Below are 13,006 nucleotides of genomic sequence, written 5' to 3' on the forward strand. Positions count from 1 at the left end.
CCTGACGTCAGGCAGGGCTCTTGTTATTCTCGTTTATCCTTCTTGCTTGGGTGCCATAGGCACTTTGGTTGTCCACGCGGCGGGTTCGTATCCTTCATTTCGGCGTCCCCACCGGGTTGGCGGCCAATCGAGGAGAAACGAGGTACCGGCGAAATAAAGCACAGCCCGAATAACCTCGTGAGGCGTTCCCGGATTGAAGTTTCCGAGATCGCGGCATAGCTCGGTGGTCGAGAGGATCGGGCGATCGGTCTCATGTGAGACGAGTTTGCGTGTGTCAGACGCTTCGGCGAGCCTGTTTTTCTTGGTGCTGCTGATCTTCCGGCTTCCAAGATCACGCGCAACCCGCTCTACGGCGTCTCCCGGCACCTGGCGTCCGTAGATTCTGATCTGGAACATGTCGGACAGAAGCTCGGCGGCGTCACCGTAGATTTGGCGGAGTTGCCAGATCGACTGGAGCGCAATGACGGTCGCGATTCCATGCTCGCGTGCGACCGAAAGACTTCTCTCGATCCCCTCGATCCGGCCAAGGGAGTAAAACTCGTCCAGCATCATGGTAACCGGTTTGCGGTCATTTCCTCCGACGGGCGAGGCAACGCACTGACAGACGCGACGCAGCACACCACCGCACACGCTGGTGGAAAGCTCGTCGAATGCCGAGTTGGATTGCACAATCAGCACTCTTGGCCCCGTCCATGCCGAAGACAGCGCCCGCTGGACCGAGAACCGTCGGTAAGCGGGTTGCCGGGACCAGGCATACGCCATAGGGCGCAGTGTCTTGAGCGCCCCGGAGGTGATCGTCGCAAGGATACTCTCGACCGTTCGCGAGACCCCATCAGCATCCCCCTCTGCCAGAAGCGGGCTGGCACTCAGATCAAGTTGAGCGATCTGCTGGCGGATTTCGTCAGGGGATTGCAGTATGGCGGCAAGCAACTCCCGCGCACCCCAGTCCGTCTTGTGCTTTTGAACGATCATGAGGATGAGATCGGTCATCACCAGGCGGCCGGTATCGGAGAAGAAGGTCGGATTGGATGACGGGATCACCGACGCCGAAAACTCGGCTGCCGCGGCTGGTCCATCGATGTCGGTGCCAATGTCCCAGGCCCAGCCGCGGCGGTGCGTCGGGGAAATCAGCACGACATCCCGCAGTGAAAAAGCGCTGGTGACGTCACCCTTCGTACAGTGAAGGACGACGAAGTCACCACGCTCGATCACCTGCTCCGCAAGCGCTCGCACGATATTCGATTTGCCCGATCCGGATGCCCCTACCACCATGATATTACGGCGTTCGAGGACGCGGGGGATACTCACATGCGGGGCTATAGCCATGCCTTTTTCGGCACCCGACCCCTGTTCGTGACGGAACAGCTCCTTCAGACGGTGCTCTGCCACCTCGTCGCGATGGATTTTCGGGTCCGCGCTGTCGGTCTGCTGAAAGGGCTCGGTACGTGGTGTACGCTGCCATGTCAGAAATGATGTCCACCCTCCGGCGACGAGCCCTGCCGCGATCACAGCACAAATTTCTGCAGCCGACGTCGCCGGAAGCGGAAACAGGTCTGTAGCATGCGGAGGGAGCCGAAGCAGGGTCGGATACATCTGGCCGAGAAAGTCACGGGCGGCCTCGATCGCAAGAACCGAAGCGTAAGTCAGGCCAATGCTCGAAGCGCCTGTATGAAGACCATTGAGGACCGAATTGCCCGGATGCTTGCGGGGGTTCACCCCGACGGCAAGATCAGAGAAGACCATAGGAAGTCATCCTTTCAAGAAGCGATGTGAAGACCTTCGCGAGAAGGTCTGAATTGAGGGTGAGGATCGTCGCTACGATGATTGCGGCGACCAGGGGCCGCGAAGACTTCCGGGCTCTTTTCGTATATTTCGGACGCTCCGATCGCCGGTCATGCCAGTTCGGTTTGCTCGACAGTTGCACGAGCGCTCGACCGCGCATCCGATCGCCGGCGTTCTCTGCAACCACTTCACGGTTTGCCTGAGCATCGATGTTTCGCCGGAACGCCAGCTGCAGCGACGTCTGATAATACCTGCGCCCGTCCAATCCGAGACGGCGCAGGGTGGGTTCGTTCGGCAGCTGGTTCTGATCGACGACATTGCGGACGAGAATCGCGACCCTTCGGCGCAACTCGACTTCCCACTCCGCAAGGTTGCGTCGAACATCAGCTCGGGTGGGCAAGGTTGGAGTCTCCTCCAACCGGCCGTTCTGCCCGCGGCTCTTGGAACCGTCATGTTCTTTGCTATTATCGGGCATTGCCTGCTCCATCGCTGGAGTGCATCAGGACAGCCTTGATCTGCGGATGCATTGCGCCAAAGAATTTGGTCACATTGCCTCGCGCGATCTTGAAATCCCCCACGCTCATGGAGAACTGGCTGGCACCGTCTTCCGCCTCGAGTGCCATCACCTTAAGGAACCGCGTTCCGGACTCCTCGAATGGCTGCCAGAAATCCACAACCAAAGCGGGCATGATGATCCGAGGCGCATTCACGACCAGTGGCGCGAGAATTTTGTCGTACATCATGCGAGCCGGACTCTGCGCCTTCAGGCGATCAATCTGCCCGCGATCATGCAGATTTTCCACGAGGATCAACTGGGCATGTGGGACGACCTTCTGCATTCGCTCCCAGGTCATGGCTGCCCCAGCGATCGACTCGGGATCCGCTTGGACCGGGACGAAGAATTTCGTCGTCAGATTCCAGCGGACAAGATCTTCGTCGAGGTCCACATCGGAAAAGAAATTCGCGATGTTCTCGACCTCGCGGGCTCCTGCATCCAGGAGAACCGTCGTTCCCGTCTTCTTTGCGTCGCTGCAGGCGGTGTAAAGCGGGCTGTAGGTCGTTCTCAGCAGCGAGGGCTGCTCGATCAGCAGATCCGCATCGACCTTCAGGTCCGTGACCCGGGCTCCAAGCATCGCCGCAAGGCGGGGCTTGTCGTCGGCCTGAAAACCCGCATAAGGCGACTTCTCGAGGGTCAGAACGTCGGCAATCAGGGTCATCAGCGTCGTCTTTCCGACGGCCGACTCCTGGCTGATTGTTGCGAGAAAGGCGGGAAGCGAAGCGTTTGGCGTCTTCGGTGTTTTCGTCATGCGTGTGATGTCTCCGGTTCGAAGCTCGCGGTGTTTCCAGCGAGCAAGCCGGAGTGTTTCAGCTTTTCTGACGAAACTTTTTGGAATGCAATTCGTCGCTGTGATTGCCGAAAAAGGCCGGCAGCGTTCGCTGCCGGCCTTCAAACTCAAGCAGAACGGATTATTCCGCGCGGCTGGACGTTAAACGTCGTCACATCAGATCGTCTCTAATAGCACCCATGAGGTGGGTCATCGCCCCGAGACGGGTGAGCTGCAGATCGATGTCATCTTCGAGCAGCTGGTCGATGATATCTTCTTCCAGGGTAAGATCGAACACGTTCCAGATGATCTCGTTTGCGTAACTAGGATGATCACGGCCTATAAGGCTGCCGAACAGCGTCAGCTCTCTATGAAACAGCCTGAACCGCGACTGAATTGCCTCTCTCGTTTTGATATGCTCTTCTTTCGAAGAAGCGATCTTCATGCAGATTAGAAAGAACTTCTTTCGAACCATCACGGCGTACTTTCTCAGAATTTTCATCTTCCGTTACTTCCTATATACGAGGTGATCTGACGGACCGTCGTCGATGACTCTCACCTCTGCTCGGCGCTGTTCGCCGACGAAAACGAGCATCGCAGGATTATTGAAGAGCTTTTTTGGAAGCCAAATCGTCGCCGATTTGGCTTCCAAAAAACTCAGAGACGGGAGCGATTACTGGGAACCCTCACAACGGAGGCAAACCCTATGGTCGCAACGATCTCGGCAGGGACGACTGCCACATACTACATCTCCCAAAGCCGATATTATCTCGGGGGGCAGGAGCCGCGCGGACGCTGGATCGCTATCGGCGAAGGGATCGAGCTGTCCGGCGATGGGCTCGAAGTGGTCGATCGGGACTTCGAGTTGCTCCACGCCGGGCTGAACACGAACGGCAAGCCACTCGTCACGAATGATGGTGGGCGTTTGGATCATGTCGGCGGATACGATATGACATTCTCAGCGCCGAAATCGATGTCTGTCCTTTACGCTCTTGCCGACGAAAGCCTTCGCACGAAACTTGAAGAAATTCAGGCGGACGCCGTCGATGAAGCCTTCACGATTCTGAATCAGGAAGCCGCCTTCTATCGGCGTGGGAAGGGAGGACATCTGATCGAGCGGACCTGTCTGATGGCTGCAGGTTTCCAACATAGCGACGCACGCCCCGCTCTGCACGAAGACGGAAGCGTCTTCGCCGATTGCGCGCTTCATACTCACCTGGTGATCCTCAATCTGGCCCAGAGAGACGATGCAACCTACAGCCGTCTTGATGGTCGACAGCTCTTCGCCTGGAAGATGGCCTGCGGTGCAGTTTATCACCATAGGTTATATATTGGGCTCTGGATGTCAGGATTCAAAATCGAGGTCACCGGTACGAATGGCATTTTCGAAATTGCCGGCGTGCCTGCCGACCTTTGTCGATATTTTTCAGCGCGCCGTCACGAGATCGAGGATGAAATGGCTGCTGTCGGTCTCAAAACCCATCAGGCACCCGCGCTTGCTGCTGCCAAGGCCCTGACGACGCGGCGTGGAAAGGAAACAGAACAGACTCTCGACCGACACGCGCTCTGGCGGGAAAAAGCTGCATCACTGGGTTTCGAGCCTCAACAGATTGTCGAGCAGGCTCTGGAAAACCAGGACTTCTATATCCCGATACCGGATCGTATCGTCACGGAGACCGTCAACAACGTTCTTCATGATCTGACAGCGCGAGAGAGCACCTTCGGGCGCCGTCATCTCTATGCTTCGGTCGCGTCAGCCATGGTTGGGATGGTGACGTCGCGCACCGTCGAGGAAGAGATCGAGCGGCTGGAGGCGGAAGGCCTGGCTCTTGGCGTTGGCCGCGATCTTTGGGCTCATCCGATCTACTCCACTCCGGAAATGATCTTACTCGAACAGGACCTCTTTGACCGTGCTCAACGTCTTGCACTCGCAGAGGTGCATGCCCCCCGATCCGAGGGCCTCGATAACTACTGTCGTCACGCCGGTCTGAACGAAGAGCAGGAGCAGGCCGCTCGTCTCGCCTGCTCCTCAAAGGGAATCGTCATCGTCGAAGGAGCACCCGGCGTCGGCAAGACGACCCTGCTCGCGCCGGCGACCAAAGCCTGGCAGGATGCCGGCTGGCGGGTGATCGGCGCATCGACGGCCTGGAAGATCGCCCACCAGCTTCGTGACGATCTCGGTATCGAGGCAAAGGCCATCGACAGCTGGCTCGTTGGCGCTGAAAACGGCAAACCTTTTCTTGTCGACAGGACATTGCTTGTCATCGACGAGGCTGGTCTGCTGACCAGCCGGCAGATGAGCCGTATTCTCGAGAACGTCGAAACCGCCCGGATGGCTGGCCACGAGGTGGCGGTGCGCATGGTCGGCGATCGCAAACAGCTCCAGCCGATCGGCGGTCCCGGACTGAATATCGTTTCGCAAGCGATTGGGACGCAGCGGGTCGATACGATTGTTCGTCAGCATGAAGCCTGGCTACGAGACGTCGTTACGGCTTTCGGTGACGGCAAGGCCCTGCCAGCGCTGGAAAAGCTGTACGAGCAGGGTTGTCTGCATGGTTGTACCGGACCTGTCGCAACGTTGAAAACGCTGGTCGATGCATGGGACATCTATCGCCGGGCCGAACCTCTAGGCACGGCCCTCCTGATCGCTAAAACCAACAAACAGGTCCTTGCGCTCAACCATGCCGTTCGTGAGCGCCTTCGCAGTGAAGGAGTCCTCGCCTCGGACGACGCTATCATCCTCGACGCTGTGAACCCCTCCGGTACCGACCATAAGCTCGCTCTGGCGGCGGGAGACAGGGTGAGGTTTATGAGCCGGAACGACGCTCTCGGTATTATCAACGGCACGCTGGGCGAGGTTGTGAGTGTAGAGGAAACCGGAGACGATCGCACACACATCAAAGTCCGCCTTGGCGATTGCACGATCGGTTTCAGCCCTGGCGATATTGCCGACGAAAAAGGCCGGCTTCAGATGGTCCATGCCTACGCAACGACCTGTTATGGATCCCAAGGCCTCACGACCGACCGCGCGTTCATCCTCACTGACGTGACGATGGACAGGCATGATATTCATGTTGCCGTGAGCAGATCGCGTTATCGAGCAGATCTCTTTATCGACGAGAAGGCGCTCGAAACACGCGCGAAAGCAGCCCGTCTTCTCAGTAATCGTGAGCGAGCCGTGGAATCGAAAGAGCGCCTTGAAACTCTGGCAAATGCGCTTGGCCGGTCCGGGATGAAACGCTCCACCCTTGATTTCCTGAAAACGTCATCCAGCCAGTCTTTTGCCCGCATCCTGAACGAAAACGCGCCAGTGGTCACGACGGTGCCTCTGTCAGAACTCCCCCCGATGCAGGCTCAAGAACAAAAGCCTGAACATAACAAACTTCGGCAACGTAACCGGGGTCTTTCACTCGAATAGTCTGCTTATACCCACGCTGCAGAGGGATCTTGCTCCACGCACGGGCGGCTTGAAACTCAGTGTCTGAGAAGGAAACTACGACGAAAGCCCCGGTCCGGCCCACCTTTCCAAACGAGGTCGTAGGGACGGATCCGGGCGGATCCCCAGCTAACTTCTTCCACAAGGTCGGCTTCCCCGGCCCTGATCTCTCATGGCCTTGCCGACTGCGCGGTCGAAAACATCACAGCTTTTGGCAATTCAGCGCGACGTCGAAGGGCTCCGAATTCATCGATCTTCTCCGCCAGTCGCTTGCATTCAATGAGATGGCGGGCGGCATGCCGGTATCGCTTGTATCGGCCCTCGTCGAGCGAGAACGTGATCATGGCGCGAAGGAGTTTGGTCGCGGCCAGCGGATGGGCGTCGGCAAGCGCTTCTGACGCCGGCGTCAGGATAAAATAAAGATCGCCGTTCCAGTCGCGTTCGTCCCGCAGGACGAGCTCGGCGGCCTTGCCGGGATCCGGCCAGTGAAGAAAGAACGACAGGGCGTCGTAGGCATCCGGGTGATCGAACGCGAGAGAGATGGCCTTGCGCTCGGCCTCGATGTCCTCGAAATCCGGCAACTTCTTCAGATAGTCCCGGAGTTTCTCGATGTTGAGCCGACTTTCGAAGATCGCCCAGCGAAGCGCCTGAGCGTCGTCCTTGCATCCGAGCGCCTCGAGGGCGGCAAGCCGGGCGTCCTCCCATTCGGGATGACACGGATTGTAACCCCCGAAATGCCGCTTCCTGTCCACAGCATCGGTGGCGGCCAACGCTTCTTTCGATCTGCCTGCGTCCAGAAGCCGGTTTGCAATGTCGGCGGCGACCCGCGGCATGGCTTTGGCCTCTTTGGCCTGCTGCGCGATATAGCCGTCGACGTCACCTTGTGCGTCGGCGATCTGCTCGAGGGCCGTACCGATCGTGCGTTCCTTCGATCGGGCCTCGAGCTCGTCGGCATAGATCGCACCCATGGATCCATAGCCGATGATGCGGCGATCCTTGTCGGCGCGTGTCTTCGGCAGGGGCTCACGCTGCCAATCCACAAACCGCGCCTTGAGGGACGCAAGGCCGCTTTCGCCAAGCGCCGGGCCGAGGGTCTCGATCAGCCCGTCATACTGCCCATAGTCATTGCGGCAGAGGGCGTCGAAGACACGCGCCGCGAGAGCGTCCGGATCGCTCTTCGCATGATCGGCCACGACGCCAAGGTCGCAGACCGCCTGGCGAAAGACATCGCCGACCCCGCCGCTGCTGTCGTCGGTCCGCTCGTAGAGGCCGGGGGCCAGATCGATCAGCCGCCAGAGAAGCTCGAGCGCCTCGTCTGGATCGGCAGGCCCGACGACGTCGGTGATCGCCTTGCGCTGGGTCTCGAGATCCTCGACGAGAGCCCGATGCTTGTGCCAGTCGACGAAGCTCTGGCTCCTGGCGCTGGTGGCCAGGCGCTTTCTGACCTCACGTGCCACCTCGTCCGGACCATTCTGCCCGGCGAGTTCGAGCCGGATCCGGCGTTTGGCCGCAGCATTGCCAGTGGTGATCTCGATCAGTAGATCGGCCAGGCGATCGACACCGAGCGCCTTGAGGTTCTTTGCGTTCAGTGTCGTCTTCGAAGCCATGAAACCTCGTGTCCATTCACCTGAACCGTAAGGAGCCTGTCGCAGCGAACGGCATTCGTAATCAGTGTCGGCGAACAGGATCATCGCCATACCGGGCACAATTGGCACGGCCGCACATCCCGTCGGTTCGAGACTGTACGAAACACTTCGCCTCGATGCCACAGACCGTAAGGTCCTGCATTGTAGCGGAAGGGATATGACCGACGCGGCAGAGCCGAAACGAGAGGGTTCCAGCCTTCGAAGACGCAAGACAGCAAAGAGAAGCCCCTGGAGTGGTGTCAGGATCTTGGCACCATATTTGCTTTTCTCATCCTCATAAGCTCTTCACGGACCGCGTAGCGGTCTGTGCCATTAGATTTGAGCGCAGCGAAAGGAGAGATAATTTGAGTTTGGTTTCTGGATGACAGAAGTGTCACCCCCTTCTTTACGGGGCAGACAACGCCTTTGAACGGCATGAACTCGGCGCTGGGCGTTTCAGCAAGCCACCTGGCAAGCCCCCTCGCCTCCTCGAAGAATGGCGTGACGAGTTCCGTCAGTTTCACTGTCAGTCCGAGATGCATGCCTTGGTTATTGCGCAGAATTTCAAGCTCGACATAGCCGAACCGAACGAGGTCAACGAGATAGCGCCGGATCGTACGCACAGAGCGTGACATGATGTTGCCCGCCGTACCCTTCGTGATGTTTGTCTCTCGCCCCTTGCCGCACCGTGCCTTCAGCACCTGCAAGAACGCCTTGGCGTTCGGCGTCAGCCGATCGTCTCGCGCCGCCGTCGTCGCCATGGGTTGCGCGTACTGGCGGCTCTGGTTGGGAGACGGGCGCTCATGGCGTGGTCGCGCGGCAGGTGGGCGAGCCACGCCTCTCCTGCCCTGCTGCCCGTCAGCAGACTTCGCTGGTTCCGCACCAACCGCGGCCGACCTTCGCTGCGCCTCGGCAAACGAAATCAGTCCGGCGCGCTGATCGCGCCAGATTGCCGCCTTTGCCTCGAACGAAGGCGCAGGCACAGGCACAGCTGCGCCTTCACTCGCCTCGAAAAGGTCAAGCGTCGTCGGTCGCACGCTCCAGGGCGCACGCCATTGTTCGTCCGTCATTGGTCCATCCTTGCGCAAGGCAAAGCAGGGCCGTGGCGGTGAGCCGCAAAATCTATTGACGTGTGATTCGGAAGGGCCTACATCGGAAGGTGTTCAACGTCTTCTGATCAGGTCCCAAGCGACTCCCGCTTCGGGGCCTTTTCTTTTGCCTTAATAAACGCCCTCTGTGTTTGGTTTCGCCCTACCGCTCGTCTCGTCCTCGCCGGACGCCGAGTGGAATTCTTCGAAGAGAGCGGGCAGCTTCTGCGCGACGAACGCTGCAAAGTCAGATGCCCCTTGCCCTGTAAAATTGACGGACGCCTTTTGGTCCCCTGCGCGGTTCAGCATAGCGATGGCCTCGCCGGATGGCGCTGAAATAGTCATCGGTAGGTTCTGTTTCCGCTCTAGCCTAGGAGACCCACAAGCGGCATTCCAAGCAGACATACGCGCAAAGAGCGCTGCGAAGCGAGCGTCGGAGCTGTTCAAAGAAGTGAATGCTTCGCGCTGAGTGAAATCGCGCGCAATGTCGCGACCGCCCTCTTTGGCGATAAGTTCTCCGAGTGCACCCCAGCGCGGGCGTCCTGCTCTGGGCGCAGCGCCGATTTGGCGCACGATTTGATACGGCACTCGTTCCGCCACCTGCAGAAGGCGCGTGACTTGCGTATTGTCGATGGACAGCGCGGCGCGAATTGTCTCTCGGGCATAACCGCGGCGCTCCAGCGCTTTTGCAAAGAAGGCCCGCTCGATGAAGCTGAGGTCCCGGCGCTCGGCATTCTCCCGACCCTGGGACAGGATCAGCTCCTCATCACTGAGCGGGCGCACGATGGCGCGGACCTTCAACCCAAGCTCCAGCGCCGCGCGTACACGCCGATGGCCATAGGCTGTCTCAAAAAAACCATCTGCGGCTTTTTCCGCATCAGAATGGGGGCGCAGCAGCACCGGCACAGCCTGTCCACTCTCTGCCATGGAGGCTTTCAGCGTATCAAAATTGGCATCGTCATCGCTCGCAAGCGATAGCCTGTCGGTAACCGGGGAGGGGAAAATCTTGTTGGGTTCGATCAGCACGACATGGCCACCGTCGGCAACTTCCGCGCGCAATGCCTCGGCCGCATCCACCTCCTTGCGCAACTTGCCCCAAGAGTCGCGCATAGCGTTGATCGCGCCAGACCGGGTATGACCCGCCGCCCTGCTGGGCGGGCTTTGGGTCGGAAGCGGGCGCACACCGGCTGCGAACGGCTGAGACGACGGCGATCTCACACCCATCTTGCCGTCCCCGGACATTTCACCGTCGGGTGCGACGGCGCCGCCATAATCTGAGTTAGAAATCGAAGCCGCTGCGCCGTCCGGCGCCAGCTTGCCCGTATTGTCTCCCGACAAAAGCGCACGCAGCGCATCCTTACGTTTTACCATGTCGCACCTTTGACGAACATCGCATTAGGCGCCGGCCAGCGCTTGCCGCCGATCGCGTCTCGGCCAATTCTCAAGGCGGACATTGCGAAGAGGACAAGCTGCGCGCGATTTTTCGGCTCCCGCCCGCGGGCCTCTACGGTCCGGCTACACCTCATACCCGGCCCCACGAGGCTTTCACCAAAGCTTCAACTTCCGCGTTGACAGCTGTCAACGCCTCGATCGCCCGATCATATGTCCCCCTCGAAAAGTTCTCACGCCCAACCTCGTAGAGCGTCTGCTTGGTCAAGCCCGCATCGGAAATGGCGGTGGATTTCACCATGGCGTTAGTCAGGACGCGTGCGCCGAACTGGGCGCGCAGAAAGCCCGCAATCTGTGCCTGCGGCCCGTCATGGGGTTCGTAGCGGGTCACTAGGTAGCGCAGAAAATCGAAATTCAGCTCCGCCCCCGCCTCGCGCACCACTGACAGAAGATCAGAGGTCATGAACAGGAACTGGCTCATCGACGCCACATCAAGCATCTGGGGATGTACGGTGACGAGCACAGAGGTGGCGGCACAGAGCGCACCGAGGGTGAGAAAGCCGAGCTGCGGCGGGCAATCAATGACAACGATATCGTATTCAGCGCGCACCTCATCGATCGCGCCACCAAGCCTTGCGAAGAAAGGCAGGTCGCCATCGTTCAGCATGCGCCCGCCTTTTTCTGCGAGCTGGCGTGGCGTCGTGTGCTCGAACTCTTGGAGTTCCAAATTGCCTGGCACCAGATCGAGCCCGTCGAAATAGGTGCGGCGCACCACATCCTTCAGCGGGCGACGATGTTCGTCATAGCGGATGGCGGCATAGAGGGTTTCATTATCGGACAGGTCGAGCTCGGGCTGGTAGCCGAGAAGCGCCGAGAACGAGGCCTGCGGATCGAGATCAATTGCCAGCGTTCGGTAGCCTTCGAGCGCCAGATACTGGGCGAGATGGGCCGAGGTCGTTGTTTTGCCGGAGCCGCCCTTGAAGTTCGTGACGGCAATCACTTGGCAGTGCTCCCCCACCGCCTCGTCGCGCCATTTCAGATATTGCCGCGCCTTGGCACTGCCCGGTTCATGTTGACTAGAAAGGTGAAGGCGCAACGCATTGATCGTCTGAAGCGTGTAGGAACGCCGCCCACCCGGGCCGATCTCGTCGGGTTGTGGGCCGTCGCCCGACAGGGATAGCTGCCGCAGATAGCCGTCGGAAACGCCGACGAGCTTTGCCGCCTCCCCGGACGTGAACGAGCGCAGCGCTTTTTGCGCTGTGGGCGGGAACAGGCGCTCGCGCATGGCCGAGAGCTGACTCGACAAGAGCTCCGCGTCCCGCGCAATCTGTTCGTCGGCTCGTCTCACCGTCTCAATGCTCATCTCTCGTCCGCCATCACTGGTCATTGTCGGATCGCTGCCTGTCCGGGAAACTGAGAACTACGTCAGTGACAACCTGAGGCCAATTTACAACCTAGAACAGAACAATTACCTATTGTTTCCCCTTACGGCCCCGAGATGGATCGACGCTGGCTTTCCGTTACTGACGATGACGGATGCGGCTCAACGAGTCAATGAAGGGATACGGGAGGAGAACAAGTGGCGGGGGGATTGGCCGATTTTTCTCCATTGAATCCTACCGGTATGCTTTGACTCGGACAGGACCAGGGAAAGGGTATTGCGCGAAGGGCCTTAGAGCCAGTTCCAAACGCAACGGAGCCCATGTTTTCATAACCTACTTTCGCGAAACTGCGACGCAAGTGCGAGAAGATGGGTTCGTTGACAGCTGTCAATAAGCTGTTTTGACAACCAAAGGGACAATCGGAAATTTCATTGATAGAAGCCAATAAGTGAACGTGAGAACGTGAGCTGCTGGTAAAAACGCAGTCGGATTAGACTGATCGATTTGGTGGGAAAAGGCCCATTATAGAACGTTGGGAATGGGTAAAAACGGACTGTCGGATTTGGGGTGAACTATGCAGTAAACTGTCAATCGGAGCTACGACGATCGTGGCCGAGGCGGTAGCCACTACGAGCGACGAGAAGAACGTTTTCTAAGGCCAGACGCTGCGCATGACCTGCCGCAAGCCGAAGAACCAGCGCTAAGTCACGAGTGGCCTCAAGGGCGGTCGTGATCCTGTGGCCTGCCCCAACCGGGTGGTCCGGGGTGAATCTTAGTGCATTGTCGGCCTCTGCACCATGGCTGGCGTAGCCGGCGACGCCGGTCCGTTGAGCGGTGCCGGCCATTGAACAGCTTCTGGCGCAGGCGGCCGGTAGCCGAGCGATGAATGGGGACGCGCCGTGTTGTAGTGGCGTCGCCAGTTTTCGATCACGACCTTTGCCTCGGCGAGCGAGTAGAAGATCTCGCCGTTCAGAAGCTC

Annotated in this window: 10 protein-coding genes; 1 reads left to right on the plus strand and 9 read right to left on the minus strand. The window is 59.0% G+C overall.

Annotated elements, in window-relative coordinates:
- Positions 1–33: 33 nt before the first annotated feature.
- The 4 genes from U0C82_RS18265 to U0C82_RS18280 form a co-directional block, all read right to left on the minus strand.
- Positions 34–1,743, minus strand: coding sequence for a type IV secretion system DNA-binding domain-containing protein (locus U0C82_RS18265; protein ID WP_322189207.1), 1,710 nt, complete (start codon positions 1,741–1,743; stop codon positions 34–36).
- Positions 1,730–2,257, minus strand: a complete 528-nt coding sequence (locus U0C82_RS18270) for a hypothetical protein (protein WP_322189209.1) — start codon at positions 2,255–2,257, stop codon at positions 1,730–1,732. The genes U0C82_RS18265 and U0C82_RS18270 overlap by 14 nt, the downstream gene beginning before the upstream one ends.
- On the minus strand, positions 2,247–3,089 hold the full coding sequence (locus U0C82_RS18275; protein ID WP_322189211.1) for a hypothetical protein: 843 nt from the start codon (positions 3,087–3,089) through the stop codon (positions 2,247–2,249). Before U0C82_RS18275 ends, U0C82_RS18270 begins: the two co-directional genes overlap by 11 nt.
- Before the next feature lie 190 nt (positions 3,090–3,279).
- Positions 3,280–3,609 (minus strand): hypothetical protein, encoded by a 330-nt coding sequence (locus U0C82_RS18280; protein ID WP_322189213.1) that lies wholly within the window; start codon positions 3,607–3,609, stop codon positions 3,280–3,282.
- 204 nt (positions 3,610–3,813) lie between these two features.
- Here U0C82_RS18280 and mobF point away from each other — a divergent pair, with 204 nt between their 5' ends.
- The gene (gene mobF, locus U0C82_RS18285) at positions 3,814–6,525 is read left to right on the plus strand and encodes a MobF family relaxase (protein ID WP_322189214.1); all 2,712 of its coding nucleotides are present in this window, start codon (positions 3,814–3,816) and stop codon (positions 6,523–6,525) included.
- Between the two features lie 188 nt (positions 6,526–6,713).
- Here mobF and U0C82_RS18290 read toward each other — a convergent pair whose 3' ends face one another.
- The 5 genes from U0C82_RS18290 to U0C82_RS18310 all read right to left on the minus strand — a co-directional run.
- Positions 6,714–8,150: a DUF6880 family protein gene (locus U0C82_RS18290; RefSeq protein ID WP_322189216.1), complete on the minus strand. Its 1,437-nt coding sequence runs from the start codon at positions 8,148–8,150 to the stop codon at positions 6,714–6,716.
- A gap of 278 nt (positions 8,151–8,428) precedes the next feature.
- Positions 8,429–9,238, minus strand: coding sequence for a helix-turn-helix domain-containing protein (locus tag U0C82_RS18295; protein WP_322189217.1), 810 nt, complete (start codon positions 9,236–9,238; stop codon positions 8,429–8,431).
- A 150-nt stretch (positions 9,239–9,388) separates the two neighbouring features.
- Entirely contained in the window at positions 9,389–10,627 is a 1,239-nt protein-coding gene (gene repB / locus U0C82_RS18300; protein WP_322189219.1) for a plasmid partitioning protein RepB, read from the minus strand.
- Between the two features lie 151 nt (positions 10,628–10,778).
- Complete coding sequence (repA, locus tag U0C82_RS18305) at positions 10,779–12,008, minus strand: plasmid partitioning protein RepA (RefSeq protein ID WP_322189220.1); 1,230 nt, start codon at positions 12,006–12,008, stop codon at positions 10,779–10,781.
- A gap of 791 nt (positions 12,009–12,799) precedes the next feature.
- A partial coding sequence (locus tag U0C82_RS18310; RefSeq protein WP_322189221.1) for an integrase core domain-containing protein occupies positions 12,800–13,006 on the minus strand: 207 nt, incomplete at its 5' end.

The sequence above is a fragment of the Fulvimarina uroteuthidis genome (genome assembly GCF_034321785.1).
Lineage (GTDB): Bacteria > Pseudomonadota > Alphaproteobacteria > Rhizobiales > Rhizobiaceae > Fulvimarina > Fulvimarina uroteuthidis.